Origin of the sequence: Comamonas testosteroni, assembly GCF_000761245.1 — a bacterium.
In the GTDB taxonomy this organism is placed as follows: Bacteria; Pseudomonadota; Gammaproteobacteria; order Burkholderiales; family Burkholderiaceae_C; genus Comamonas; species Comamonas testosteroni_C.
This window is the reverse complement of sequence record NZ_AWOR01000064.1, coordinates 1-26120: the sequence shown is the minus strand read 5'-3', so window position 1 is coordinate 26120 and position 26120 is coordinate 1. Positions and strand designations below refer to the sequence as shown.

23 protein-coding genes are annotated in these 26120 nt (G+C 57.0%); 4 read left to right on the top strand and 19 right to left on the bottom strand.

What is annotated here, in order from left to right; translation table 11 throughout:
• Positions 1-258 precede the first annotated feature (258 nt).
• The 11 genes from P353_RS18425 to P353_RS18380 form a co-directional block, all read right to left on the bottom strand.
• Complete coding sequence (locus tag P353_RS18425) at positions 259-1611, bottom strand: amidase (protein WP_034372750.1); 1353 nt, start codon at positions 1609-1611, stop codon at positions 259-261.
• A gap of 21 nt (positions 1612-1632) precedes the next feature.
• Positions 1633-2346 (bottom strand): DUF2848 domain-containing protein, encoded by a 714-nt coding sequence (locus P353_RS18420; protein ID WP_080750610.1) that lies wholly within the window; start codon positions 2344-2346, stop codon positions 1633-1635.
• Between the two features lie 82 nt (positions 2347-2428).
• Complete coding sequence (locus P353_RS28430; protein WP_080750609.1) at positions 2429-3052, bottom strand: MarR family winged helix-turn-helix transcriptional regulator; 624 nt, start codon at positions 3050-3052, stop codon at positions 2429-2431.
• A 63-nt stretch (positions 3053-3115) separates the two neighbouring features.
• A complete protein-coding gene (locus tag P353_RS18415) occupies positions 3116-3505 on the bottom strand; it encodes a cupin domain-containing protein (RefSeq protein WP_034372704.1) in 390 nt (129 codons plus the stop codon).
• Between the two features lie 25 nt (positions 3506-3530).
• Positions 3531-4058, bottom strand: a complete 528-nt coding sequence (locus P353_RS18410) for a flavin reductase family protein (RefSeq protein WP_052084930.1) — start codon at positions 4056-4058, stop codon at positions 3531-3533.
• A 45-nt stretch (positions 4059-4103) separates the two neighbouring features.
• A complete protein-coding gene (locus tag P353_RS18405) occupies positions 4104-5564 on the bottom strand; it encodes a 4-hydroxyphenylacetate 3-hydroxylase family protein (RefSeq protein WP_198529101.1) in 1461 nt (486 codons plus the stop codon).
• A 135-nt stretch (positions 5565-5699) separates the two neighbouring features.
• Positions 5700-6428 (bottom strand): ABC transporter ATP-binding protein, encoded by a 729-nt coding sequence (locus tag P353_RS18400; protein ID WP_034372701.1) that lies wholly within the window; start codon positions 6426-6428, stop codon positions 5700-5702.
• Complete coding sequence (locus P353_RS18395) at positions 6421-7176, bottom strand: ABC transporter ATP-binding protein (protein WP_034372699.1); 756 nt, start codon at positions 7174-7176, stop codon at positions 6421-6423. The genes P353_RS18400 and P353_RS18395 overlap by 8 nt, the downstream gene beginning before the upstream one ends.
• The gene (locus tag P353_RS18390) at positions 7173-8177 is read right to left on the bottom strand and encodes a branched-chain amino acid ABC transporter permease (RefSeq protein WP_052084929.1); all 1005 of its coding nucleotides are present in this window, start codon (positions 8175-8177) and stop codon (positions 7173-7175) included. Before P353_RS18390 ends, P353_RS18395 begins: the two co-directional genes overlap by 4 nt.
• Complete coding sequence (locus P353_RS18385; protein ID WP_034372696.1) at positions 8174-9043, bottom strand: branched-chain amino acid ABC transporter permease; 870 nt, start codon at positions 9041-9043, stop codon at positions 8174-8176. Before P353_RS18385 ends, P353_RS18390 begins: the two co-directional genes overlap by 4 nt.
• 40 nt (positions 9044-9083) lie before the next feature.
• On the bottom strand, positions 9084-10286 hold the full coding sequence (locus P353_RS18380; RefSeq protein ID WP_052084928.1) for an ABC transporter substrate-binding protein: 1203 nt from the start codon (positions 10284-10286) through the stop codon (positions 9084-9086).
• A gap of 1068 nt (positions 10287-11354) precedes the next feature.
• On the opposite strand from P353_RS18380, the gene P353_RS18375 reads away from it, so the two are divergent.
• Positions 11355-12491, top strand: coding sequence for an iron-containing alcohol dehydrogenase (locus P353_RS18375; RefSeq protein WP_034372693.1), 1137 nt, complete (start codon positions 11355-11357; stop codon positions 12489-12491).
• Positions 12492-12506: 15 nt separating this feature from the next.
• On the opposite strand, the gene P353_RS18370 is transcribed toward P353_RS18375, so the two are convergent.
• The 6 genes from P353_RS18370 to P353_RS18345 all read right to left on the bottom strand — a co-directional run bounded on the left by P353_RS18370 (position 12507) and on the right by P353_RS18345 (position 19921).
• Positions 12507-14933 (bottom strand): AI-2E family transporter, encoded by a 2427-nt coding sequence (locus P353_RS18370; RefSeq protein WP_034372690.1) that lies wholly within the window; start codon positions 14931-14933, stop codon positions 12507-12509.
• A 300-nt stretch (positions 14934-15233) separates the two neighbouring features.
• On the bottom strand, positions 15234-16253 hold the full coding sequence (locus tag P353_RS18365) for a patatin-like phospholipase family protein (protein WP_080750608.1): 1020 nt from the start codon (positions 16251-16253) through the stop codon (positions 15234-15236).
• Positions 16254-16386: 133 nt separating this feature from the next.
• Positions 16387-17100, bottom strand: a complete 714-nt coding sequence (locus tag P353_RS18360; RefSeq protein ID WP_232776689.1) for a sensor histidine kinase — start codon at positions 17098-17100, stop codon at positions 16387-16389.
• 156 nt (positions 17101-17256) lie between these two features.
• Positions 17257-18018 (bottom strand): response regulator, encoded by a 762-nt coding sequence (locus tag P353_RS18355; RefSeq protein ID WP_034372681.1) that lies wholly within the window; start codon positions 18016-18018, stop codon positions 17257-17259.
• Between the two features lie 208 nt (positions 18019-18226).
• Positions 18227-19069 (bottom strand): HDOD domain-containing protein, encoded by an 843-nt coding sequence (locus tag P353_RS18350; RefSeq protein WP_034372731.1) that lies wholly within the window; start codon positions 19067-19069, stop codon positions 18227-18229.
• Between the two features lie 66 nt (positions 19070-19135).
• Complete coding sequence (locus P353_RS18345) at positions 19136-19921, bottom strand: alpha/beta hydrolase family protein (protein ID WP_232776687.1); 786 nt, start codon at positions 19919-19921, stop codon at positions 19136-19138.
• Between P353_RS18345 and P353_RS30020 the strand changes: the two genes are divergently transcribed.
• A complete protein-coding gene (locus P353_RS30020) occupies positions 19904-20398 on the top strand; it encodes a hypothetical protein (RefSeq protein WP_232776685.1) in 495 nt (164 codons plus the stop codon). The two genes, P353_RS18345 and P353_RS30020, sit on opposite strands and share 18 nt — an antisense overlap.
• 57 nt (positions 20399-20455) lie before the next feature.
• Here the strand turns inward: P353_RS30020 and P353_RS18340 are convergent, their stop codons facing one another.
• Entirely contained in the window at positions 20456-22837 is a 2382-nt protein-coding gene (locus P353_RS18340) for a Tex family protein (protein WP_034372677.1), read from the bottom strand.
• A 179-nt stretch (positions 22838-23016) separates the two neighbouring features.
• Between P353_RS18340 and P353_RS18335 the strand changes: the two genes are divergently transcribed.
• Positions 23017-24135: a DUF72 domain-containing protein gene (locus tag P353_RS18335; RefSeq protein ID WP_034372674.1), complete on the top strand. Its 1119-nt coding sequence runs from the start codon at positions 23017-23019 to the stop codon at positions 24133-24135.
• 117 nt (positions 24136-24252) lie between these two features.
• On the opposite strand, the gene P353_RS18330 is transcribed toward P353_RS18335, so the two are convergent.
• On the bottom strand, positions 24253-25356 hold the full coding sequence (locus P353_RS18330) for an enoyl-CoA hydratase/isomerase family protein (RefSeq protein WP_198529100.1): 1104 nt from the start codon (positions 25354-25356) through the stop codon (positions 24253-24255).
• Positions 25357-25574: 218 nt separating this feature from the next.
• Here P353_RS18330 and P353_RS18325 point away from each other — a divergent pair, with 218 nt between their 5' ends.
• Positions 25575-26015 carry a YbaN family protein gene (locus P353_RS18325; protein ID WP_034372722.1) on the top strand — a complete coding sequence of 147 codons (441 nt, stop codon included), beginning with the start codon at positions 25575-25577 and terminating at the stop codon, positions 26013-26015.
• Positions 26016-26120 lie beyond the last annotated feature (105 nt).

Here is a 26120-nt window from a genome sequence, read left to right as displayed (position 1 = left end):
TTCACCCTCGAAAAGTATGGACTTCCAGCTCAAGGTTTAGCAGATTGATCAGGAGACAACAAGGCCGAACGGATACTGACAAGCTGAGATGAACTGCTGAACGGGCGATGCCATCCTTACCCGAACTGGCGGCCTCAAAAGGACGCAGCTATAAAAGGCTTTTAGGCATTGGAAAAGCCAGAGCGGCCCCCTAATCATGGATTGAGCTGTCTCGGCTACAGAGAGACAGGGAGCTGAGTAATAACCCCCTGATGGTCGCTACACGACCTCGCGCTTTGAGTCCAAGGCAGCTTCTACAGCGAGTGCAACAGATGCGAGATCAGCATCGTTGCCATTTGTGGAAGCCAGCATCAGTCCAACGGGTAGATCGCCTTGCAGATGGCAGGGGATGCTGAATGCACATCCGTCCAGAAAATTGATCGCGAACGTATTTCGCAACAATAGTCCGTTGGCCTTGAAGAATGCGTCATCGCTCTTGACCAAGCCAGCAATCTCAGGCGCAACGATTGGTACTGTCGGACTAATCAATGCATCGAAGGGCGCCAGTACTGCCTCTGCACGCGCAATCCAGCGCGTTCTGGCGTCCTGCATCTCAATGTAGTCTGCAGCGCTAACAGTGGAGCCCAACGCAATGCGCTGCGCCACTCTCGGGTCGAAGCTCTGTTGCTGATGCACGAACTTGGCTTTATGGACCGCGTACGCTTCGATTGCTGAAAAGCCGCCAGGCGAGTTCAGACGTGGAATCTCAGCAAGCTCTTCAAACGCAATTGTCGTGATGTGGGCTCCTGCTTGAGACAGCCAAGACAATGCTCGCTCAAACGTCTGAGTGACAACGCTATCAGCACCGTCAAACATGACGGAACGTGGAACTGCCAACCGCATGCCTTCAAGCGGGCGACGCTTCACATCAAGTGGAGCACCAGAAAGAGCAGCATCTACAGTAATACAGTCCGCAACGCTTCTCGTCATTGCACAGACGGTATCCAACGTCCGAGAGAGCTCAAGCGCTCCCTGCCTCGGGACTCGAGACTGAGTACTTTTAAACCCAACCAGTCCGCACAACGCTGCAGGTATACGTATCGAGCCACCCGTATCTGAACCCAACCCCGCAATCGCCAAACCTAGCGCCACTGACACGGCTGCTCCCGAGGAGGAACCTCCGGGAATGCGCGCAACTTTGGCATCCGCAGGATTCACTGGAGTGCCGTAGTGAGGATTGATGCCCACGCCAGAAAACGCGAACTCAGTCATGTTGGTTTTTCCAACAATCGCTGCCCCCTCTTTTCTCAAGCGAGAAACGGCTAGAGCATCAACCAACGCAGGTTTCTCATTGCGATAAACGATCCCTCCGGCTTGTGTTGGCTCACCAGCAATGTCGTACAAATCTTTCACAGAAACTGGTAAACCAGCAAGCGCCGGGATCTCTGCTCCCGCAGCAAGAAGCTGATCGGCAGATCGTGCAGCCGCTAACGCGGAATCTGCGTACAGAGCAGTAAAGACATGCTGGGCAGAAGAATGCGCGGCCTTCTCCAAGGCACCGGCTACCACTCGCTCGTGAGTCGTCTCACCACGGAGTATGCGCACTCTAATTTCGGAGATGTTGTGGCTCATGATCTTCGAATACACCAAGTATCAAGCAACAATCGGGAGCATTTCCACGGTGTAGCGATGCACGATAGAGCGGTTCTTACGCGGATCGTGCAACGCTATCTGCATTTGTGTTGCGGGACGGATGCCCTTACCCTGCTCGTTAGGAATCGCACCTAACGTTCCGCAGAACATGAAGCTCCCCTCAAGTCGCTCATTCATTGATTTGAAGAAACCATCGCGCAAGGACTCCAGAGGACGGATCGAGGCAAGTGTCCCGCTCTGGTAGGTCACCCATTTATCGCCTTCCAAAATGCTCGACTGGAGCTGAATTGCGTCTTGGTAACTCGCAATCTCCGACCAGCGCCAAGCTGCATTTGCTATGGGCTTTGGACACATCTGCTTGGACACAGCAACCGAATAGCCTTCGACTTTTCGATCTGTGTGGTCAGAGCCAACCGTCAGCCACCACTCCCCCTCTGCATAGAACATTACGGGCTCGGCTTCACCGGAACTCTCTGAACCAATGACCTCCTGTACGGAGTCTTGGCAAAGCAGATTTTTTCCAACGCGGTAATACAGCGGTACAGAGGATGGGCGAGGCACACCGAGCTCTGCGAGCTCTTCGATATGGTGCTCAATGGCCTTTGCATCACGCCCCGTCCAACCTGCAACAATAAAACGACGCGGATTAATTCCAATAATTCGGTTTTCGGAATTGCCGTTGGGATTATCAGAAATGTAAGAGAAATAAATCATGGCTATCGATCAAAGTTATGCATCTGAGCGCAGTTCAACTTTATTAACTCCGCTAACCGATCAGCCATCCCTATTTCAGCAGCTATTTACCTGCAATTCCCGAAATCGCTTTCCCACTTTTTTCAGACTCCGAAGATAGGGCTTTTAACAAGGCTACAGTTTGGCCAAACCCATCCACAAGCGATCCTAAAATTCGAGAAAGTTCCTGGAAATCAGATTTTGATAACTCACCAAATAGTCTATTATTGACTGAAACAATTTCTGGCTCTATTGCCTGTACCTTGGCATAGCCAGATGGAGTCAAAGTTAGTAATACACTGCGCCCATCATCAGGGTTAGATTTTTTATGGATAAATCCGCTCTTTACGAGCTTCTTTACCTCATTGGTCACAAATGCGCCTGTTACGTTGAGTCTGGTTGCAACGTCGCTGACGTTCACTCCATTTTCACCACCTTGTCTCGCAACCACCATAATAATGTTGTATTGAGACGATGAAACGCCTAAGTGCTCCGCCAAATATTCGCGAGCCGATTCAAGAAGATCTGCCACGACATAAATGTCATAGATCAATTGACGAAACTTGCTATCTGACTGAGGGCTTTTGTCGAGAAGCGCAGGAAGAGAGACGGTAGGACCCAACGTCAACTTTTTTTCCTTGTCTTTCTTCGTAGCGCTTTCACTCGATTTCGCTGGGCGACGCTGCATGCAGAAACTCCAGAAGTTCTATGGAACAACCGGAGATTGTGACGCATCTTGATCCTTAGCTTGTCAAGCAGGATCGTAGTAGTGGGTCTCCAGCAGATAGCACCCGTTCTTCGATCGGAAGGGACCATGCCACGCTCCAGGGGGACGCACGGCGTATGTGTAGCCTTCAAAGGAGTCGCCACCATGGCCACTGTCATCAGCGCCGACGGTCATGTCGCCCTCCAACATGAACACCTCTTCCCAGTAGTCATGGACGATGGGCTTGTATGTTGCAAAGCCGGCCGGAAAGCGCAGGATACGAGTACGACTACCCTGCTTTTTCTCCGTGTCCAGCGAGCCGGAGATGATGATCTCCAACGCACCGGAATCGGGGGCATAGCCTTCAGGCAGCTTCCAGCCTGGCGCGTTGAGGTCAATTTTGTGAAACTCGTGATGAGCTTTGGTAACAGCCATTTCACTTACTCCTAGGTAAAAAACATCAGATCGACGCTGAGATCGTCGGCTGCTGCAGGGAGGCATATCGCCCACTAAAGAAAACCAGAGGTGAGCCCTCTTCACGCTTGTGAATACGCAATACACGGCCAACAAAAATCACGTGATCGCCACCGTCGTATTCGGCATAAGGAGCGCATTGAAAGGCGACAATAGAATTGGCCAACGTGAATGGAAGCCCGTCATGCAATTCCACTTCCGTTTCACCCCACTTATCACCTTTTGCCGTTGCAAATCGATTTGAGATATGCTCATGCTGTTGACCCAGCACATTGATACTGAACATCTTGGCGTTACAAAGAGCCGGCAAGCTCATTGCTCTCTTATCGATAGAGAAAAGAACCAGTGGAGGATCGAGAGAGACCGAATTGAACGATGTAATAGTCATTCCAATCCGAAACTCGCCTGTTTCATCATCTGCAGTAACTACCGCCACGCCTGTTGGGAACAACCCAAGTGCAGAGCGAAAGTCTTTTCGATCAATTTCCGGATAAGGTGCAAACGAGTAATTCATGACAATGTATCCTTAATAATGCGGACAGGCGTGCGCCAAATCTATTTACAGATATTCTGCAGGAACGCCGTAGCTGGACATCAAATGTTCTGCCACGCCTTCCAAGGATTTCCAGTCTGTGTGCATATAGTTGTAATTGCGCACGACAAACGAAGCACCCGCGTAGAACTTCTCGTACTGTTGATGACGGCCAGCAAACTCAGAGCCCGTCAAATCCCAGGCCAGCTTGTAAAGCTTCATGCGTTCGACAGCCTCGGTCTGTGGCGTTGTCCAGTACTTCTCAAACTGAGAACGCATGTGCGCATCGCCCATCACCGAGATGTCTGCAGGCATCTGAAACACACTGCCGCCGCATAGTTCACGCAGTTGATCGATGATGATCGAATGATTTTCGGTACACCAGTTCAGCGCCGCATACTGGAAGCGGCGGTTGAAGCACATAAAGCCTTCCGTGGGCCATTCCTCAGCACTCTGGATCTGGCCATGGATAGCGGCGTCAAGCATGCCTTCCCAAGCGGCCAGCTTGCCCAATGTTTCGCGCACTGCTGGAACCTGGTCAGCCCCTGAAGCTTTGGTGATCTTGCCCGCTAGACCCAGGATGAGCTGCAGCTTCGAGTGGAAGCGCACGTTGGACTGGTGGTTCCCATATGTGTGGCTTGGGGTCTTCACATAGATCTGGCTTGCCAGCGCAGCGTCGTTGTGAACGAAAACCTTTTCCCATGGCACTTTGACTTCGTTGCACAGCAGCATGCAGTCCGATTCGTCGTAGCGATAGGCCAGCGGATTCTCAAACTCTGCCTTCACATCACGGGCTAACGGCTTGCGCGACCACAGCTCCAGACCTGGTGCGTTGCAAGGCATCGAGCACGTGATCGACTGCTCGGCTTGGTCAGGTGCCAATGGCGTGATGTTGCCGATCCAGATTTCGTTGGTATAGGCCGCACCTGTTGCCAACATCTTCTGGCCGGATATCACCAGGCCATCCTCCTCCTCCCGCACCACGCGCAAGGTCGGCACCGGAATATTGAGCTTCTTGTAAGGCTCAGGATTGCGGCCAGCCTGCGGAGGGATGATGGCGTACGTCGCGTAGATGTCATTCTTTCGCATGTGCTCGTAATGAGCCATCAAGTTGTCGGCGTATTTACCAAATACTTCGGGAGCCAAGCTCATGCCAGTCACGAAGCTGGCAACGTGGTCCGGCGAGCGGCCGAACATGCCGTACGTCTGGGCAGCGATGGCACGGTGCACGCGGCTGCGGAATTCCAGGTCGGCCTTGCTGCGGGCACGCAGAAAGTAGCCGCTGTAGCGTCCACCGTTTTCCTCATAGGTCATGAAGTCACGGTTCTCAGGCGCAGCCTTCATGTCATAAATGGCTGCAATCGATTGCGCACCATGACGAAAGGCAGGATGTGTCGTCACATCCATCACGCGCTCGCCACCGACGAAAACTACGCGGCCATCGCGCAGTGACTCAAGATGTTCAGCACCAGTCTTCAGCATGTCCATATCTCCATTGGTTTGTTCTTGCGTTGAGCCAGGTCACGTAGCTCTTCAGCCGACAATTCATTAATCGTCTGCATCAACCTGCGAGCAAATTGTATTACCTAATTAGCTAACTTAGTTAGCTATATGGCTATGTTTTTAATGCTCGGAAACACCTACAAGAGCCTCCAATCGAGCCTGATCCGGCACTTCACGACCGTCTTCGTTGTCATATACGGCAACACCACGATCAAGAACGATGACTCGGTTGGTGAACTCCAATGCCAGGGAGACATGCTGCTCAACGAGCAAGATCGCCAGATCACCTTCAGCGCGCAGCCTATGAAGAGCCTGGACTAGTCCATCAATAATTACGGGTGCAAGCCCTTCCATGGGCTCATCGAGCAGAAGAACGGACGGGTTCCCCATGAGTGCTCGGCCGATGCTGAGCATCTGCTGCTCCCCTCCGGAAAGCTGGTTGCCTCCGTTGTTGATTCGCTCCCCTAAGCGAGGCATCAAGTCAATGACACGATCCAGATTCCAGGGTTTCTCACCAGGCACTGCAGCGGGCTTGGCGGCTACGAGCAGATTCTCACGCACTGACAGCGATGGAAATATTTCCCGCTCCTGTGGCACAAAGCCGATGCCAAGTTTGGCGCGCTCGTACACAGGCAGCTTCTCAATGTTGGTTCCCGCCAGAACGATGGACCCGCTCTTGTACGAAGCTCGGCCAACAACACTCGAAAGCAAGGTACTTTTGCCAACGCCGTTGCGCCCGAGCAGCGCCAAAACCTCTCCGGCACCAAGCGAAAGAGAAACGTCAGATAGAACTTGGGTATCACCCCAACCAGAGCAAAGCCGAGCACATGTCAATATCGAATCACGCATGGTGCGCCCTTCCCAAATAGACTTCTCGAACCTGTGGGTCCGCAGCAATTTCAGCCGGCGTTCCTTCTGTCAGGAGCCGTCCTCGCACCAACACACTGATTTGCTTGGCAAAGCGGAACACGAGCTTCATGTCGTGTTCAATGATCAGTACAGCAATCTCGCCAGGCAGACTTGCAATGGTGTCCATCACCAAATGAGAGTCTGCAGGCGGAACGCCTGCTGCTGGCTCGTCTAGTAGCAGTACTTTGGGCTCCAGCGCGAGCGCGATGGCAATCTCCACCAAGCGCTGCCGCCCGTAGGCAAGGGCCGAAATACGATGGCCAGCGTGCGACGCCATTCCCAGCTTCTTGAGGATGTCCATGGCCACTTCCGCGGCCTCGCGCTGCTCACGAGCTCCACCAAACAGGCGAGATCCAACACCGCGTCGCTCCAGTACAGCCAACTGCACGTTCTCAAGGACACTAGATTCCCGCAACAACGTATTGAGCTGAAACGTTCGCACGATGCCACTGCGCACGCGATGGTGCATGGGTACATTGCTGATGTCCTCTCCAGCGAGCAAAACGCTGCCGCTGGTTGGAGCAACCTGCCCAGTGAGCAAGTTCAGAAATGTAGTTTTGCCAGCACCGTTGGGACCAATCAGAGCTCGCCGCTCGCCCGCGTTCATCGAGAAAGTGACGTTATCGGTGGCAACGAAGGCTCCATACTTCCTGACCAAATTTTTGGTTTGAATAATGGGTTGCGTCATTTGGCGACCTCCAGTCGCTCGAGCTCAGAGCGCCTCAATTTCTGGCACAGCAAGTCAGCTATACCAAGCAAGCCGCCACGATTGAATAGCACTGTCAGAACCAGCAACAGACCAATCCAGAACAGCCAAAATGCCGGCTGATCTTTCGACAGGGTGTCTTGGGCCACCATATAGACCAATGCGCCAACAAAGCTTCCGTACAGTCGACCAACGCCACCCAGCACCAGAATCACGATCACGATCCCTGACAGCTCCAGGCCAAATACCGACAGAGAGACAAATTGATTGGTTTGGGCAGAGAGACCGCCAGCAAGTCCTGCGAGAGTACTGCTGATTGCAAATGCGACGAGCTGCCTCGTCCATACGGAAACCCCCAGAGCACGCATCCGTGCGGGATTCTGGCGAATGCCAGCAAGAGAGCGACCGAACGGTGCATTCACCAAATGACGGACAAACAGCCAAGCAGCGAACAGAACGACAAGGGCGTACACGTAGGCAGTCTTTCCAAACATGTCGAAATCGAACTTGCCTAACACGGCCGCCACAACCATCCCTTGGAGTCCGTCCGCACCGCCCGTGATACCTACCGCGTGGTTGGCCAGTTCCAACAACAGCAGTGACACAGCCATCCCCAGCATGAGCAGCGCCAAGCCTTTGGTGCGCAAAATCACAGCCCCTGCAATGACACCAAATACCCCAGCGACCAAACCAGAAATCATCAATGCCGAAATCGGCTCGCTCCACCCATACCTAGCAAGCAAACCCGCCGTATAAGCTCCTGCCCCGAAGTAGGCCGCGTGCCCCAGGGTCACGATGCCTCCGTACCCCAGCAAGAGGTCGAACGAAAGCGCAAAAAGCGCCATGATCAGAATCTGGGAGCCAAGCTGCAGGTACTGTGGGAAGATAAAGTACGCTGCAATGGCCAGCAGCCAGGGGAGCGCCTCGATCCGACGAAAGCGGCGGATCGACAGAAGTTCGTTGATTGCGGGATGGGAGTTCATACGCGTCCAAATAAGCCGTTGGGGCGGATCAGAAGAAGAATGAAAAGCGCGACATAGATGAAGATGCCGCCGAACTCAGGCGCAAGAATCTTGCAAGCGGAGTCACCGACACCTAAAAGCAGTGCGGCAAAAAACGGCCCCTTCACAGAGCCCAAGCCGCCAACTGCAACAACAATGAGGAAGTACACCAAGTGCTTCAATGGGTACTCCGGCTCGATCGCCATCACTTCTGCGCCGAGTGAGCCGCCGAGAGCCGCCAGCACGCTGCCCAGCGCAAATACGATTGCAAACATCCTCTTGCTGTTCATCCCTGTGGCTTCAGCCATCGCACGGTTGTCCACCGCAGCCCGGATGCGTGCCCCCACTAGGGTTCTTTCAATCGCTACCCACAGCGCACCGAAAACACACAAGCCAGCACAGATCAGGAACAGTCGATACACAGGGAATGAGTAACCTCCCAACGTGAGCTGCCCATTTAGCAAATCCGGCAGGACAACACGGACGGGCTGTGCACCAAACTCGACATGAGCCACCGCGGTGGCCATAAAGATCAGACCCATGCTGAGAACCACCTGATCCAGTTCAGTGCCTCGATATACGCGGGAGTACAGGGCTCGCTCAAGAATCAGGCTGATCAGGCCAACGCTGACGCAGGCCAGTGGCACAGACAAGCCGAAAGGCAGTCCCAGCTGATCCATGAAGGTCACGAGGAAATAGCCACCAGCCATCGCAAAGGCGCCATGCGCCAGGTTTGCGACACCTAGCAAGCCCATGGTCACAGACAAGCCCACAGAGGTCATGTACAGGACCATGGCGTAAGCGGCACCGCTGAAGGCGATGCCAACCAGTATGTTGAGAACGTCCACGCTCTGCTTCCTAAAGATAAACCGATTCCAGGGATCGTGATCACTTTTCAGGGTTGACCAACTTCCAAGGGTCCTTGACGTCTTTTACGACGTCGAACGCGACGTTCTCGTACTTGTCTCCGACCTTCTGAATCTTTGCGAGACTGACCTCGTGGACGATGTCTCGTGTTACTGGGTCAATTGCAATGGAGCCTGCAGGCGTGTTTGGAGATTTCCAATTCTTCAAGACCCCCATAGCTTGATCAGAGGTGAAATTCGCGCCATGCTTTTTGATGATCCCGAATACCGCCTCCATGCTGTTCCAAGCGGCGACCGCAGGTAGATCTGGATATGCGTTTTGACCATAGGCCTTTTGGTATGCGGCCAGAAACGCTTTGGCACTTGGACGCGAATCGGTCGCGATGTACACAGCGCTGTTAATCATCCCCACCGATGCTGGTCCTGTCTGGGGCAACTGCTGATCCGAGACATTCTGTGCAGTACTGAGCAACTGGACACCTGCAGCCTGTAGACCTGAGTCACGGAACGCTTTCATCGTTGCAATACTCGGTGCGCCGCTTAGCGTAAAAACAAATAGCGACTTGGGCGATGCTGCTTTGATACGCGCCATAGCAGGCAGATAGTCAGTCGTCCCCATCGGGGTCCTGTCTGAACCCACGATGGTGCCGCCGTTGTCTTCAAAGCCGCGCTTGAAGCCGGATTCCATGTCATGACCCGCAGCGTAGTCGGCTACCAATGTGTAGGCGCTCTTGATGTCGTGTTTGGCAGCCCAAGCCCCCATCGTGTAGGCCATTTGCCAGTTTGCATAAGAGAAGCGCACAAAATATGGGGAGGAGCGCGTCAACGCTCCAGTAGTCGCGTTCATGATCAACGTCGGCACTTTGGCCTCTGTCGAAACCGGCGCAATAGTCAACGCCTGAGGACTCAAAGTCACGCCAGTCAGGAGTTGGACCTTGTCACGCACGACCAACTCCTGTGCCAGACGCTTTGTGCGATCCGGATTGCTACCGTCATCACGCTTAATTAGTTCGACTTTCGTGCCTGAAGGCAGGTCTTTACTATGCAACGCCAAGTACAAGTCCGCGCCACGGACCATGCTTTCGCCGATATCTGCTCCAGGGCCCGAAACACCAACAACCATCCCCACTTTTACAGTCTGGGCGGCTACGCTTGTGACACTGACCGACAGCGCACACAGGACCCCTGCACCGAACGAAATCTTGAATCGCGACCATGCTGACATCGTTGTCTCCTTTATGAAATCGATCTGACTAGCAACTCATCTCTTTTTTGCAAACAAAGAAAGCTTACTAACAAAGCTATTAAAGTGCCAGAGGGTATTCTCAAACCAAGGGAAAGTCAGTAGAAGGGGCTGAGGCAATACATTGCCTTATCTGATCGATCAACGTTGAAGCAGCACCGGTGTAGCGAACTGAATCCCACCCGATTTACTAGAGACTCAACCCTTTGAGAAACTCGATCTATGAGCAGCTAGGTGAATAAATTCACACCAGAAGTGCGTGAGCGCGCAGGCGGCTGACGCAAGAGTTCGATAGCGTTCTCCAGTGTTAATTGCGGAATACAGATCCATCCCCAAGATTGGCTGCAGCGTCGCTACATTGGGCAACTAGGTTCTGCATATCGAGATTGAAGACACGCCGCTATCGCATCCAGATACTTCTCGAACGTCATGGAGTGGGCCTATTCGCACTACTGACGAAGATCACCAGCACTGGTGCCTCTGGCATCTCCTACGACGTGATGTTTGCTGCCGATGGATTTATGCCCATCTCCTGCCCCACCAGGAGCTTGATGTAGAGGATTCATCGATGCTGGCTCGACCCCAGTCAACCTGGCCATGTTCGCTCGGCCGCACCAGCATCGCCAGCTGCAGTTTCTGCCAGACACGGCTCGCAAGTCATACTCCTGCCATAGTTCTGGACTTGGGGGATATCCTCCAAAGGAACGCCTGTTTGCCACACAAACAGGATGCGGTCGAGAGCTGCTGCATCGCTCACAGACAGCTTACGTACGCCGCCTTTGGCAAAGGTGCGAAGGCTGGAATTAGGAGCTGCGGCCATCGCCACAGTTCTTTGTTAACGGATTGTCTTGCCATGAAGACATGAAGACATGAAGCATCAATGTTTCAAATTGGCATCGAAGGGGATGGCGTTATCGTCTCTACCCAGGCCCCCTGTCCCCTGGGAGACGATTTTGCCCATCCCCTAGGGTTTGCTGTCTTTGCGTGGCAGCATTCGGCTTCTAGGCTTCTAGATTGCCAAGACTCCTCTTTCTACTGAGCAAGCAGAACATGGCCTTCATCAATTACGTGACTCAGATCCAGTTTGACTTTGGCGCCGTGCAAATGCTGCGCCAGGAATGCGAGCGTGTCGGTATCAGCAAGCCGCTGATCGTGACCGACCCCGGCGTCAAGGCGGCAGGAATCTTGCAAAAATCCATAAATGCACTGGGCGGCCTGCCCCATGCCGTATTTGACCAGACTCCTTCCAACCCCACTGAAGCGGCTGTGCGCGCTGCGGCTGAAATCTACAAATCCCAGAACTGCGATGGATTGGTCGCTGTGGGCGGTGGCAGTGCCATTGACTGTGCCAAAGGCGTGGCAATTGCGGCTACGCATGAAGGCCCGCTCTCGCACTACGCGACGATTGAAGGCGGCTCGCCTCGTATTACAGAGCGAGTTGCTCCGCTGATTGCCGTACCCACCACCAGTGGCACGGGCAGCGAGGTAGCACGTGGCGCCATCATCATCGTGGACGATCATCGCAAACTGGGTTTTCACAGCTGGCATCTGGTGCCCAAGGCTGCCATCTGCGACCCCGAGCTCACCTTCGGCCTTCCCCCCATGCTGACGGCAGCAACCGGCATGGATGCCATAGCCCATTGCATGGAAACCTTTATGGCCTCGGCCTTCAATCCACCGGCTGACGGCATTGGCCTGGACGGGCTGACCCGGGGCTGGGCGCATATTGAGCGGGCCATGCTCAATGGCAACGATGCGGAAGCCCGCCGCCAATTGATGAGCGCAAGCATGCAAGGAGCCATGGCTTTTCAGAAAGGGCTGGGCTGCGTGCATAGCCTCAGTCACAGCCTGGGCGGCATCAACCCACGCCTGCACCACGGCACGCTCAACGCCATGTTCCTGCCGGCAGTCGTGCGTTTCAATGCCGAAGCCGAAAGCGTTCAGCGCGAGGACCGCCTCAACCGCATGGCACATGCCATGGGCCTCAGCAGCGGAAGCGATATCCCCGACGCGATCCGAGATATGAATGCCCGCCTGAACCTGCCATCGGGTCTGGCTGCCATGGGCGTGGAGCGCGCACAGTTTGATGCAATCATCAGCGGTGCACTCAAGGACCACTGCCACGCCACCAATCCACGGCTGGCATCCGCACAGGACTATGAGCAGATACTCAGCACCTCGCTCTGACACTGCACACAGCGCTCAAGCCTCAACGGCAGGGCCTTGCTTGAGCGCTTCGCGCACATCGTCCATCAATTGCCTCGCCATGCTGCTGAGCACCTCGAGCTCATCGTCGGACATGTTGCGAGGCTCGTCATCAAGTATGGAAAGGCAGCCCAGCACATTGCCTTTTTTGTCCACCAGAGGCACACCCGCGTAAAAGCGCAGCTTAAGGCTATGCACCACCGAGTCGCTTGCAAATCGGGGGTCTCGCGCCAAGTCTCCGACCACAATGGCCTCTTCTTCATACACGACATACGAGCACACCGTGCCATCACGAGGGAAGCCTTGTTGAATGCCCTCTTGCGCAGGCAGCGGCAGCAGACTGCCCGGCGCAAAGACACGTTCAGCATCCACCCAGGAAACTTGAGCCCACTTGGTGTTGAAAGCGTTGACGGCCTTCTTGGCCGTATCGCGATATAGCGCTGTCAACGCTGGTGCCAGCACTCCGCTTTCATGCAGCATTTTGACGCGCTGCTCATCATCGTCGGGAATCGGAGCTGCAATCACACACTCGCCAGGATCTCCAACCTGCATGGCCTCTACCCACAGATGCAACTCACGCAGACTGGTCACGCAGGCCTGCGCTCCTGTCTGCCGGGCAAACTCGGGGTCAGCTGCCACGGCTGGAGCATTCCACAGGCACAACACCACTCGTGCACCCGGCCAATGCCGGCGAATGCGCCGCACAATGCGTCTCGCCATGCTTTGTGGCTGGTGATTGAAAATCGACAGCACCAATAGATCCGATTGCTTCACGGCCTGAACCCACTCGCGATCGGCCAACAAGCCATTGACATCAAACTGCAAGGACTTCGAGTCCGGGGCAAGTGCCCATTCGGAGCAGCTAACCTCATGACCATGCAAGCTCTCTGCATGGGCCACCATGGCTGCCCCCAGGGCATCCACCTCCCAGCGCACACCCGCGCAATGAATGCGCAGGCATCGACGCTGATCACCTTCACCGGGAGCCGCGCGGACATGCTCGCCAGTGCTTTTGAATGCATATTGGTCCTGCAACTCCTCAAGCAAGGCTGCCATGCCATTGGACAGCCGCAAGCGATGTTCGGCCGTCGCCGACTCCAGATGCTGCTGGGTTGCAATACGCAGAGCAGGAATGGCAACCTCATCATAAAACCCGCTGACGGCACTGGCTCTGTCATCCTGGCTGGACTTCGAGAGCAGGCGCTCCTCCACGGACTGTACGGCCATGCTGATGGCATCATCTGCGTCATCGGCCAGCAGACGCTGGTACAGCCGTTGCTGCGGCCCGAGAACAGGCTCGCTGCCCAGCAATACCTCCATGAATTTGAGCGAGGGAATGTAGCGCCCCAGCACCAGCAGGCACACCGTCAAAGGTGTGGAAAGAATCAGGCCGATCGGCCCCCAAAGCGCTGTCCAGAAGGTTGCGGCAACAATGATTGACAAGGTCGACAAACCTGTACTTGAGCCATATAGCCACGGCTCGATCACATTGTTGCTGATCAGCTCCAGCAGCAGAATCAGGCCCAGGGTCATCAAAAACATATCCCAACTGGGATCGACCGCAAAGGCTAGCGCCAGCGGAAATACCGCAGACATCATCGGACCCACATAAGGCACAAATCGCATGATGGCGCCCAGCACCCCCCAGAGAATCGCCCCTGGCACACCAATGAGCAACAAGCCCATGGCGAGTGGCACGCCATAGCTGACGTTGACGATGAACTGCATGCGCAAATATTTGCCAATGCGCTGCGAGGCCTCATCCAGCGCATCGGTGGCCACATTGAGGTTGCCTCCCACCAGCCTAAGCAACCGATCCCTCAGCTCGTCCCTGTCAAGCAGAATCAGTATCACAAACAGCAACACGATGCCTGCGGTCGTCACTGGCTCGGCAATACGCCCCAGCCACTGCAGCATCCGCGTAGTGGGCTTGGACTCGGGAGGCTGAACCTCCACTTTCTGCACCCGCGCCCTGGCGTTGTCCACGCTGGCTATCTCTTTCTCAACGGTGTTGTAGGTCTTGAAAACGCCATCCCAGGCGCTGGGCATATTTGCGCTCTTGCGCAGGCTGCGCAATTTGTCGCGAATCGTCGATTGATAGGTCGGCAGATCGGCACTGAGTTGCTGCACCTGACTACCCAGATACATGCCCAAGCCGCCGAGTGCTGCCAGAGAAAAGGCCACGACCACAATGGCCGAAGCCATTCTGGGCAGCCCCCAGCGCTTGAGCTTGCTGACAGCAGGGTCAAGCAAGAAGCCGAACAGCATTGCCAGGGCCAGAGGAATCAGCATGTCCCGCCCGAAATAGAGGGCAAGAATCACGATGGAAGCAATCATCAGCCCGATGAGCAAACGCAGGGCCGGCAGCATTTCTGCTAAATGCACAAGCCCCGGAACCACGTTGGCCCTGGCTCGTCTGTCCATGCCCTCCCACAAACCGGGAGGCGGCTGCCTGCCCTCTCCGGCCGGACCCGCCTCTCGCGAGAAAGTCTCGATTTCGACCGGTGCACCCGCATACGGCTTGGTTGGCGCAACCGCGCCAAAGTGGACCTCGGGGATTGCAGACGACTCATCGGACGGGGAACTCTCGTTTCGGTTCTCTGACATTGGCATCCTTGATGGACTGTTGTCTATGATTTTCTGAGACAAAGTGCGCTCATCCAGAATTCCATCTGGCTCTGCCCCCCTCTGCTGTCAGGCTTTGTCGTAATTTGCAAAAAAGCGCTATAGAGCTTCAACTCGACCCGGATCAGGTGCATGCAGCCACTGCGCAAACTCATCGGCCAACTGCCGACTGGCCGCCGCCGCGGTATTCCAGGCCTTGGCACGCGCATCATGGTCGGTGCCGTAACTCAGAAAGTCATGACGGTCCGGCAACTTGCCATTTGGCAGGCTGGCCACCCATCCAGGGTCGGGTGCCAGCACCATCATCGAGTCCAGATACGAGCTAGAGCCATGACGCCATTTCAGTCCCTTGTCCAGCCAGCCGGGAATCACCGCTTTCTGGAAATGAGGATAGAGCACCACCCCATCGCCGCTGCGAGAGGCCAGGTAATCCAGATGCATGTGATAGTCGGTAATGCCGCCATCCCAATATGCCCCCTTGGGAGCCTCTGCAATGTCCTGCACCGCATCCAGCATAAAAGGGATGGAGCAACTGGCTCGCAAGGCTTCCATGAAATTACTCTCCGTCAGCCGGGTCTGCGCAGACCGAATGTCCGCAACACCAAAGGGAAGAGCATGCACGGCATCGTTTGCAGAAGAGGAAAAGATCACACGCTCCAGCAAGCAGCCCAATGCCGGCCGATGCAATGCATTGCCGGCAAACGCGGCCGCATAGCCCAATGGAGTGCGCCAGGGCGATGCACGTGACAGCAGGCCACGCCCACGGGCGGCGATCACATGCAGCCTATAGCGCGGATTCGCCAGAACCTCACTCACACGCCCCCCGTAAAAGTCCTGTAGAGACTGCGCAAACCGCTCACTGACCAGCGACGACGGCGTGCGCCTGTACCCTTCGGGGGGATCAAAGCGCTGTGCAATATAGTCACGCTCCAGCCGCTCAAAGGCTTCCACTGGTGCGTCCAGACAAGCCGTCGCCATGCGCCAGGCACCGATGGAGGCGCCAATCAGATCCACGGGCTGCACGCTGTCCTGCAACCACTGTCCAAAGATGAAGCGATCCAGAGGTCCGAGAATCAAGCCCTTGGGACCGCCTGCCGCCGCCGGTATGACTCTGACCATATCCGGCTGCAAGCCCCGCCGCTCTATAGATTGCCGCGCCTTGAGACCGGCATAGATTCGCAATGCTCTTGTGGATGACGTCATGTGGGCATTGTGCTTGCAAGCCCCGTTGCTCGCGATCAGCTCGGCGACTTCACCAATTGAGCGTGACCGAGGTACCGCCACCGGTTCGGGTTGAGATGCTCAGTTTCGCCCCCATGACAAGCGCTCTGCGGCGCATATTGACCCAGCCCATGCCAGCAGATGCTACGTCCGGGATTTGCCTGCCATCAGCCGGTCTGACGGGCCCCGCATCCTCAATGCTCAGGCGCGCATGCACAAAGGAGGCATCTGAAACATTTGAAGCACTTTTCCACTGTTCGTCGGCAGCCAGCGTGATCCAAAGTTCAAGCGCGTCAGTGTGCTGCAGCACATTGCTCACGGCCTCCTTCACCACTGCCATGATTTCCTCGGCCATGGCACCGCATGGCAGACTGCCGGTATCGCCAGACATCTCCGGGTCCCAAACATCCCAGTGCAGACTCATGCCTCGATGATCCAGCACAGGTTGCAGCCTGTGCCTGAAACGAGCAAGAAGAACACCCAAGGGTTCATTTCGGCTATCCATGGAATCAACAATCAGCCGTAGATCGAGCAGGCATTGTTCTGCGTTGCTGCGAATCGCCGGGTCCGTGCCGAGCCCTGTCAGGCTGATCAGCTGCACCAGTTGGCTGCCGATATCGTCATGCAATGCCTCCGCTATGCGCCTGCGCTCCAGCTGTACCTCTCTCGATGGACGTGCGCTTTTACGTCTGCGCCACAGCACACTGCGATATGCCAGAGGCAACAGCCAGACGACAGCCGCCATGCTGCCCGCCGCGCCTAGCGCTGCAGTCCACCAGGGAGCTGAATTGAACACCGCTCCAGGCTGCAAAAGCCAGGGCACCCACAGCAGCAGCTGAACACTCCACAGAAGCAGCTGCCAGACGTAGGACATGGTGAATGCGTTCGGAGACACTGGCGCTTAGAACCAGCCACGCAAGTAGGCGAAACGCACGGCCTGTGCTCGAGTGCGCACCTGGAGCTTGCGATAGATGTTCTTGATGTGCGTGTTGACCGTCATGGTGCTGATCTCCAACTGCACGCCGATCTCTGCACTGGTATTGCCACTGGCAACCATACGCAGGACCTCGCATTCGCGGCTGGAGAGCCTGTCGGACATATCGGCCCCAGGGACGGCTCCGGTGGCCGGCCGCTTGTCATACCGCTGCAAAAGCCGCCTGGCGAGACTGGGAGTGATGGATGCACCGCCATTGACGACCTGCAGCACCGCTTGAGGATAGTTGCCAAACCAGGAGTTCTTGACCAGATAGCCGGTAGCACCCAACTCAAAAGCGTGCAACACCTGCTCTTCCGTCTCCACCACCGAAACCACAATGACCTCGGCCTGCGGGCGCTGGCTTTTCATCACCTCAATCAACTCAAGACCATCGTCAGCCCCCAGCTTCAGATCCAGCAACATGACATCAAACTCATGTTGACGAATGGCTTTTCTTGCATCCTTGAGGTTGTCCGCCTGGGCGACCACCATGGTGCGCCGATCATTCATGATTTCCTGTGCGATCACCATGCGTAGATGCGCATCATCGTCCACCAACAACACTCTGACAGGCTTGTCGGGCTGCCCCACCATGTGATCTGGCCACATGGAAGGACTCCCCAGCTCCACAGCCATGGGTCGGAGCATCAAGGCATCACCAGAATTGTTTGCACCGTTCGGGTCCATTTCTCTCTCCTGGCCAGAGTTGCTTGCCGGGGACTCAGCATGGTGCTCAAGACACCATATAGAAAAAAACTCCCCAGCGCGTCATTAGATAGTTTTTAGCAATTAAAACTGCAACTCAGCGTAAGAAAAAATGCAATTTGAGTAATCACGGTTTTCTGACGACACCTACTCAAAACCGCCAATTCCTCATCACAGCCGCCCAGGTGCCCTAAAACTGAACATCCAGAGAGCCTGCCGCATGCCAGTCGATGGATGCCTGACGCAGCACCATGTCGATGTCCATGCCCAGTGCCAGTCCAGTTTCAGCAGGGAATGTCACTGCCAGCTGGCGCTCACCCCAGTTAAGCGCGCGAGTCGATGCTCGCCAGACGGCCAGATGCAGCACCCCCGTCAAAGGCTCAAATACAGGCTGCTCCATCGGCGCATGCATGAACTGAAAGGCATCGCTGATCAGCTCCGGGAAATTCCACTGCCGCGCCAGATGGGCCGTAATCTGCCCCGAGCAATAGCCCATCAACTGCATCTCCACCTGAGGGCGCTTGGGATGCATGGGCTCCAGCAACTCGGAAAGTCTGAAGAAAGTTTCAGGGTCGGCAGCCTGCAGCAACAGCTCTCCCAGGCCATGCAGCAGTCCCACCGCATAGGCCTGCGAGGCGTTGGCCTGAACCGACATTGCAAGCGCGCGCGCCATGCGTGCCGTGTCCAGGCTGTAGCGCCAGAAATTGGCCAGACTCCAGCCTGCCGAAACATGAGATGCGCTGACTGGAGCCGCCTTCTGCACCAATTGCCGCAACTGAACCGGCGCCAGCAGCACCAGTGCTTCGGGAATGCTGTGTACGCGTTGCCCCAGCAGATGCGCTGGCCCATTGGCTGCGGCCAGCAGACGAGCGGTCAAGACCGGATCGGTGGAAAACAATTGCACCAGGCTGCGCATGCCGGGCTCTGGCTTGCGCAGTTCACTCGACAGCAGCGCAACGACGCGCGGCTGGCTTGGCAGCAATAAATGCTGCTCCAGCAACGCTGACAGGCTCAATGGTTTGACGCGGCTCATCTGGATCAAAGGCAGTGGCAAGGCTGTCGCCACCACGAAATGAACACGAGAGGGCTCATATGAATGTCAGAGCTTTTCATCTCTATTCAGTTGCACAGGCTGGCCCATGACCAACTGGCTGGCAAGCTTGCGTGTCAGGGGTTGTAACACGGAAAAGTGATCAGCCCCCTGAACCGAGACACAGTGCAGCTGATTCGATTTTCGTGCGGCGCACATATTGTCAAGACTGTTGATATTGCCGGGACTCTTGCTGCCCTCGATGATCCACGTCGGACTCTTTATTGCATGCAGCCAGTAGATGGGCGAACGCAAGCGCTTTTCATCCGCCGAGATCAAGCCCCATTTCACGGGCCAGCCATAGCCGCCGACCTCGTCCACTGGACCGAACGCGAACACCCCCTGAACTGGCAACCCTGCCGTCGCTGTCAGCAAAGCCAGCGTGGCTCCGGTGCTGTGCCCACCGAGATAGATGCGTGCCGGGTCGACATAAGGCAGCTGTGCGGCCTGCAGGATGGATGCGGCCACATCCTGCACCTCCCCCCAGAAATACTCACGCCGGCCGGGATTGTCATTGCCACCGCGCAATGTGGGAAACAGCATCGCCATGCCTGCCTTGCGAAAAGCGCTGGCGCTTTGGTCATTGGCGGCTGGCCCTTCGCTCCAGAAATCGTCCAGGCTATTGGTATCTCCTCCCGTCAGCCAGACCATCAAAGGCAGCTTCCTCCCGTCCCTGAGGTCCGGGGTGACAAAGGCATTGAGTTTCAGATCCCCGCTCTGATAGCTCATTGAAACAAACAGCTGAGAAGGCGGTGTCGGCATCGGCTGGATGGGCTTATGGGCCGCCGGCAACAAGGCCGTCGCAATCTGTGTTGTCTTGCCGGCGCGAGCCTGCATCAGATTCTGCAGAGCGATTTCACCAGAAGCGATCTGTTGATCCACCACCTGCTCGATCTGCACCTGCTCCGCGCGCTGGCTCTCGTGCTGCTTGCGAGCGGCAACGTGACGCACTTTGGCCATCTCGTGCTCTGCCATCGCAGCACGCGTGATGCAGCGCCGTTGTTGATCTATGTTGATGCCCTCTTCCTGGGCCTTGTCAACCTGGGCAAGATTGAGCTTGACGGTATGACAAAAGTCATCGTTCTCTGGCGCCAGTGCTGGTGGCCAGACCAAGGCTGCAGGCTGCTGGGCATGGGCCTTGTTTTTGATTTTGATTTTGATTTTGTCCAACGATATCCAGCCGCGCGATGCCATCTTGGCGCCGATAAAGACCACCAAGATTGCCACCCCTATGGCCGGCAGTATCACCCGCCCTCTCGCTTTGCGCATTGATGTGCTCCCACAAAAAAGCCGCCTGTAATGTGAATTAAGTGGCGGCCCGGTAGGAGATTATTTCTTCAGTCCCTGCAACTTCGCAAAGGCTGATGCCATTGCATTTTGCTGTGTGGGCTGGTTACCACGCTGCGGTTGCGCATAGCCACCGCGGCTGCCGCCGCCATAGCTGTTGCTGCGGCCTGCGCCTTCAAAGCGGTTGTCGCGCGGGCCGTCGCGGCGTGCGGGAGCCGCATCGAGCTTCATGGTCAGGCTGATGCGCTTGCGATCCACATCGACTTCCAGCACCTTGACCTTGACGATCTGCCCAGTCTTGACCACTTCACGCGCATCTTCGATGAACTTGTGACTCATCTGGCTCACGTGCACCAGTCCGTCCTGATGCACGCCCAGATCCACGAACGCACCGAACTGGGCCACGTTGCTGACCGTTCCCTCCAGCGTCATGCCTTCCTTCAGGTCCTTGATGTCTTCAACGCCGTCATTGAAGCGGGCGACCACAAAGTCAGGGCGCGGATCACGACCGGGCTTCTCCAACTCGCCCAGAATATCCTTGATGGTCACAGCACCGAAGTTGTCATTGGCAAACTGCTCCGGCTTCAAAGACTTGAGCACTTCGCCCCGACCCATGATCTGATCCACGGGCTTGCCCGTGGCCAGGATGATCTGCTCGACCACCGGATAGGTTTCGGGGTGAACGCCGGTGACATCCAGCGGATTGTCGCCACCGCGAATGCGCAGAAAGCCTGCAGCCTGCTCGAAAGTCTTGGCTCCCAGACCGGCCACTTCCATCAGTTGCTTGCGGTTCTTGAACGAGCCATTGGCATCACGCCAGCGCACCACCGACTTTGCGACCGAACCCGACAGACCCGAGACACGCGTCAGCAGCGGGGCCGAGGCGGTGTTCAAGTCCACACCCACGGAGTTCACGCAGTCTTCGACCACGGCATCGAGCTGGCGCGCCAGCTCGCTCTGGTTCACATCGTGCTGATACTGGCCCACGCCAATGCTCTTGGGGTCGATCTTGACCAGCTCGGCCAGCGGATCCTGCAGGCGCCGGGCAATCGATGCCGCACCACGCAGGCTCACGTCGATATCGGGCATTTCCTGGGCCGCAAACTCGCTGGCCGAATAGACCGAGGCACCGGCCTCGCTCACCACCACCTTCTCGATCTTCTTGTCGGCCTTGGACGCGATCTTGATCAGGTCTGCCGCCAGCTTGTCGGTTTCGCGGCTGGCCGTGCCGTTGCCGATGGCAATCAGATTGATATCGTGCTTTTCCACCAGACGGGCGAGCACGGCCAGCGAGCCATCCCAGTCGCGGCGCGGCTCATGCGGGTAGATGGTGGTCGTGTCCACCAGCTTGCCAGTGCTGTCCACCACGGCAACCTTGACGCCGGTGCGAATGCCGGGGTCCAGGCCGATCACGGCGCGCTGGCCGGCAGGTGCCGCCAGCAGCAGGTCACGCAGATTGTCGCCAAACACCTTGATCGCCACCTTCTCGGCGTCTTCGCGCAGGCGGCTGAACAGGTCGCGCTCGGTGGACAGGCTCAGCTTCACGCGCCATGTCCAGGCCACGCATTTGCGAATCAGATCGTCAGCGGCGCGCTTTGCATGGCTCCAGCCCAGATGCAGAGCGATCTTGCCCTCGGCGAGGCTAGGTTGGCCTGGTTCAGGCTCGACCGGTTGCACCAGCTTGGCTTCGAGAACCTCCAGCGCACGGCCGCGGAACACGGCCAGGGCACGGTGCGAGGGCACGCGACCAATGGGCTCGTCGTATTCGAAGTAGTCGCGAAACTTGGCGACTTCGGGGTCGTTTTCGTTCTTGCTCTCGACCTTCTTGGATTTGAGCAGGCCTTCATCCCAGAGCCATTCACGCAGCTTCTGCACCAGTGCGGGGTCCTCGGCCCAGCGCTCGGACAGGATGTCGCGTACGCCGTCCAGCACGGCAAAGGTGGTGCTGAAGTCGGGGCCGGGCTTGCCGTCGTCCAGGGTCGTCGCGGGCTTGCAGAAAGCCTCGGCTTCCTTGTGTGGGTCCAGCGTGGGGTCGGCAAACAGCTTGTCGGCCAGCGGCTCGATGCCGAACTCCTTGGCAATCTGACCCTTGGTGCGGCGCTTTTGCTTGAAGGGCAGGTAAATGTCCTCCAGCTCCTGCTTGGTTGGTGCACTGGCAATCGCCAGGCGCAGCGCATCGGTCAGCTTGCCTTGCTCGTCAATGGCCTTGAGCACCGTCTCGCGGCGATCGTCCAGCTCGCGCAGATAGGTCAGGCGCTCGTCCAGCGTGCGCAACTGCGTATCGTCCAGACCGCCCGTGGCCTCCTTGCGGTAGCGGGCCACAAACGGAACTGTGGCGCCACCATCTAGCAACTCCACTGCCGCGCTCACCTGCTGCGGCTTGACATTCAGTTCTTGAGCAATCTGACCAATGATTTTTTGCATTCGAATATTCGCCCCACGGCGCTCAACACAGGAAGCCAATGAGTTTGCCATAGGCATGCCGCCAGACCACCCTCGATATCCGGCATAAGTGCAAGCAAACCTTAAAAACTATGCTTTCCATAGCTGCTTTCCCTTGATGAGCATGCACGGAAGGCGTATTTCATTAAAATTATTGCCACATGCCCGATACTTTCCAGGACGATTTTTTTGCCGATGAACTGCCTCCCCCCGGAGACGGCACCGGCAAAGCACAGCCTGAAGAAGCGCCGCAGGCCGATGACCCAGGAGAACGCAAACCCGGACGCGGCGCGATTGCCCTGGCTCCGGCAGCCGCGCAGTACCAGGAGCTGGCCGCGCAACTGCCTTCCCTGCTGCGCTTGGGCGTCTCGACTTGGTCCTACCCTGGCTGGGAGGGTCTGGTCTGGGACGGAGCCTATGACAGCAGTGTGCTGGCCAAAAAAGGCCTAACAGCCTATCACCAGCACCCGTTGCTGCGCACCGTCTGCGTCGACCGCAGCTTCTGGCGACCGCTGACAGTCAGCCAGTACGGCGCATTTGCAGCGCAAGTGGATGACGATTTCCGCTTTGTCGTCAAATGCCCAGCCGGCATTACCGATGCCCAGGTACGCAGCGAGGACGGCAAGCCGCACGAGGCCAACCCCGCGTTTCTGGACCCTGGCCTGGCCATAGAGCATTTTGTGGAACCCACTCTCGAAGGGCTTGGCAGCAAGCTGGGCGTGCTGGTCTTTCAGCTCAGCCCGTTGCCCTGGAGTCTGCTCAGCCGCCCCGGCCTGCTGATGGACAAGCTGGGCCTGCTACTGGCCGCCGTGAGGCTGGCGCTGCAGACGCATCCGCAAGTCATCGTTGCCGTGGAGGTCAGAGACCCCGAGCTGCTGACCTCGGAGCTGACCCGCACGCTCAAGACCCATGGGGCAACCTTCTGTCTGGGCTTGCACGGCAAGATGCCGCCCATCGAGGCGCAACTGGACATGCTGCGTGCACTATGGCCCGGCCCGCTGGTGTGCCGCTGGAATCTGAATCGCCTCTTCGGTGCCTATGGCTATGCCGATGCCCAGAAGAAGCACGAGCCGTTCAGCGAGATCCGCAGCGAAGATCTGCATACCCGAGAGCGGCTGGCCCGCACGATTGCCGGCATCACCGGCGCCGGTCAACCCGCTTTTGTGACCGTCAGCAACGATGCCGAGGGCTGCGCCCCCCGCTCGATAGCGCTGCTGGCGCAGGCGCTTGCGAGTCTTGCAGGCCCAGGCCCGGACAAGCATCCACGCTCGCCATCCTGAATTAATGCTAAAAATGCCATCAAGCGCTTACCAGTAAATCGTTGATAGCTATCAAATAAACAAAAAAAAGCCCGACAGCATCAAACCTGTCGGGCTTTGTTTTGATAGGCAACCGGATCAGCCTTGGAGCGCCGCCAGCGGGTGCGAATGCGCAGGCCAGGGGCTGTCAAAGAACGCCTGCCACTCGGCATCGCTCACCTCTTCTATGCTGGCAGGATTCCAGCGCGGGCTGTGGTCCTTGTCCACTGCCAGTGCGCGAATGCCCTCCACGGTTTCGCTCCGACCCGGGCGCAGATAAAAGCAGTGGCGCACCATATCGCGCTCCATGCGCAAGTCCTCGGCCAGGTTCATCTGGCGTGCGCGACGGATCTGCTCCAGCACCACATGCAGCATCAGGGGCGAGCGCTTGCGCAGCGTGGCAGCTTCGGTCTGAGCCCAGTCGCTGCCGGCCTGCAAGGCCTGCACAACAGCAGCCACCGTGGGCTGGGAGAAGCAGGTATCGATTTCGGCACGGTGCGCCGCCACTTTGGACTCGGCACTCACGAAGCGCGAACGCACCACGGCGTTGAGTGCCTCCACATTGGCGAAATCCGTGGTCGCCAGGGTCTCCCACAGATCGGCCTGCTGTGCGGCAGGAATGCAGCCGTCGGCGAGGCCGAAAGCCAGGGCATCGCCCGCGCCTATGGTGTCGCCGCTCAAGGCCAGCCATTCGCCCACGGCGCCGGGACAGCGCGAGAGAAAATAGCCGCCCCCCACATCGGGGAACAGGCCAATGGCCGTCTCGGGCATGGCCATCTTGGTGCGCTCGGTCACGATGCGCAGCGAGCCGCCCTGGCTGATGCCCATGCCGCCGCCCATGACGATGCCATCCATGAAGGCGATATAGGGCTTGCCGAAGCTGTGAATCAGATGGTTGAGCGCATATTCCTCGGTGAAGAAATCTTCGAGCTGAGGATTGCCGCTGCTTCCCGCGGCATGCAGAAAGCGGATGTCGCCACCGGCGCAAAACGCCCCGAACACCCCTTCCTTGTTGCTGCCACGAATGGCCACGCCCAGAATCGAGTCGTCTTTTTGCCAGGCAAGCAAAGTGCCCAGCAGATCGCGCACCATGCCCAGAGACAGCGCGTTGAGCGCCTTGGGACGGTTGAGCGTAATCATGCCCAGCTTGCCGCGGACTTCGGCAATCACATCGGACATATCGGCGCTCGAGGTGGGGGTCATTGTCTTTCTCCTTGAATCAATTCCACGCTGGTCGCCAATCGGTCGCCAGGCCATGTTCACCGATTATGCGGTTGCACTCCACGCAGGCCAGGACAAGGACGTGACAAATACCGCCAGCATCTGCAGCCACAAAGCCCGAATGGGCTGCAATGCTGACTAATATGGCAGCCCGTGCCTGGCTGCAGCTTCACCAGTTTCTGCAGTCCACCTTCTGCCTCATGAACGATCTGCCACCACCGCCCGAAACCCCTCGCGAAGAACCACACCTGGAGTCCAAGCAGCTTTCCGCGCCGCTGCGCTATCTGCTCATTGCCTTTGCGCTGGTCTGCGTGATATTGGGGCTGATAGGCGCCGTGGTTCCCGGCATGCCCACCACGGTATTCATACTGATGGCGGCCTGGGCGGCGGTACGCAGCTCGCCCAGACTGCACCGCTGGCTCTATGCCCACCGTGTTTTCGGCCCGCTGCTGCACAACTGGGACACCGGCGGCAAGATCAGCCGCCGCGCCAAATGGACGGCAACCCTCAGCATGGGCGCCAGCAGCCTGCTGATTCTGTATTTCTCGTACAAGCCATGGCTCACGGCGATGACGCTGAGCATCATGGCCTGCGTCCTGCTCTGGCTGTGGCTCAGGCCCGAGCCGCAAATTGAAGGGTGATATCCCCAAAGACGCAATACATGCGCATGGTCGATGTTCTCCTCGAACAGGAGAGCTGAAATAGAAAAAGGCCCGTGATTTACATCACAGGCCTTTTCAAATTGG

Bases quoted from the DNA above. Each gene is read 5' to 3' on its own strand.
- P353_RS18350 (WP_034372731.1), bottom strand. From the start codon at position 19,069: ATGAGCCGCGTCAAACCATTGAGCCTGTCAGCGTTGCTGGAGCAGCAT.
- P353_RS18380 (WP_052084928.1), bottom strand. From the start codon at position 10,286: ATGTCAGCATGGTCGCGATTCAAGATTTCGTTCGGTGCAGGGGTCCTG.
- P353_RS18405 (WP_198529101.1), bottom strand. From the start codon at position 5,564: ATGGACATGCTGAAGACTGGTGCTGAACATCTTGAGTCACTGCGCGAT.
- P353_RS18330 (WP_198529100.1), bottom strand. From the start codon at position 25,356: ATGACCCCCACCTCGAGCGCCGATATGTCCGATGTGATTGCCGAAGTC.
- P353_RS18335 (WP_034372674.1), top strand. From the start codon at position 23,017: ATGCCCGATACTTTCCAGGACGATTTTTTTGCCGATGAACTGCCTCCC.
- P353_RS18370 (WP_034372690.1), bottom strand. From the start codon at position 14,933: ATGGACAGACGAGCCAGGGCCAACGTGGTTCCGGGGCTTGTGCATTTA.
- P353_RS18325 (WP_034372722.1), top strand. From the start codon at position 25,575: ATGAACGATCTGCCACCACCGCCCGAAACCCCTCGCGAAGAACCACAC.
- P353_RS18360 (WP_232776689.1), bottom strand. From the start codon at position 17,100: ATGGCGGCTGTCGTCTGGCTGTTGCCTCTGGCATATCGCAGTGTGCTG.
- P353_RS18395 (WP_034372699.1), bottom strand. From the start codon at position 7,176: ATGACGCAACCCATTATTCAAACCAAAAATTTGGTCAGGAAGTATGGA.
- P353_RS18425 (WP_034372750.1), bottom strand. From the start codon at position 1,611: ATGAGCCACAACATCTCCGAAATTAGAGTGCGCATACTCCGTGGTGAG.
- P353_RS18340 (WP_034372677.1), bottom strand. From the start codon at position 22,837: ATGCAAAAAATCATTGGTCAGATTGCTCAAGAACTGAATGTCAAGCCG.
- P353_RS18420 (WP_080750610.1), bottom strand. From the start codon at position 2,346: ATGATTTATTTCTCTTACATTTCTGATAATCCCAACGGCAATTCCGAA.
- P353_RS18415 (WP_034372704.1), bottom strand. From the start codon at position 3,505: ATGGCTGTTACCAAAGCTCATCACGAGTTTCACAAAATTGACCTCAAC.
- P353_RS18400 (WP_034372701.1), bottom strand. From the start codon at position 6,428: ATGCGTGATTCGATATTGACATGTGCTCGGCTTTGCTCTGGTTGGGGT.
- P353_RS18375 (WP_034372693.1), top strand. From the start codon at position 11,355: ATGGCCTTCATCAATTACGTGACTCAGATCCAGTTTGACTTTGGCGCC.
- P353_RS18355 (WP_034372681.1), bottom strand. From the start codon at position 18,018: ATGGACCCGAACGGTGCAAACAATTCTGGTGATGCCTTGATGCTCCGA.
- P353_RS30020 (WP_232776685.1), top strand. From the start codon at position 19,904: ATGGGCCGCCGGCAACAAGGCCGTCGCAATCTGTGTTGTCTTGCCGGC.
- P353_RS18410 (WP_052084930.1), bottom strand. From the start codon at position 4,058: ATGAATTACTCGTTTGCACCTTATCCGGAAATTGATCGAAAAGACTTT.
- P353_RS28430 (WP_080750609.1), bottom strand. From the start codon at position 3,052: ATGCAGCGTCGCCCAGCGAAATCGAGTGAAAGCGCTACGAAGAAAGAC.
- P353_RS18365 (WP_080750608.1), bottom strand. From the start codon at position 16,253: ATGGTCAGAGTCATACCGGCGGCGGCAGGCGGTCCCAAGGGCTTGATT.
- P353_RS18390 (WP_052084929.1), bottom strand. From the start codon at position 8,177: ATGAACTCCCATCCCGCAATCAACGAACTTCTGTCGATCCGCCGCTTT.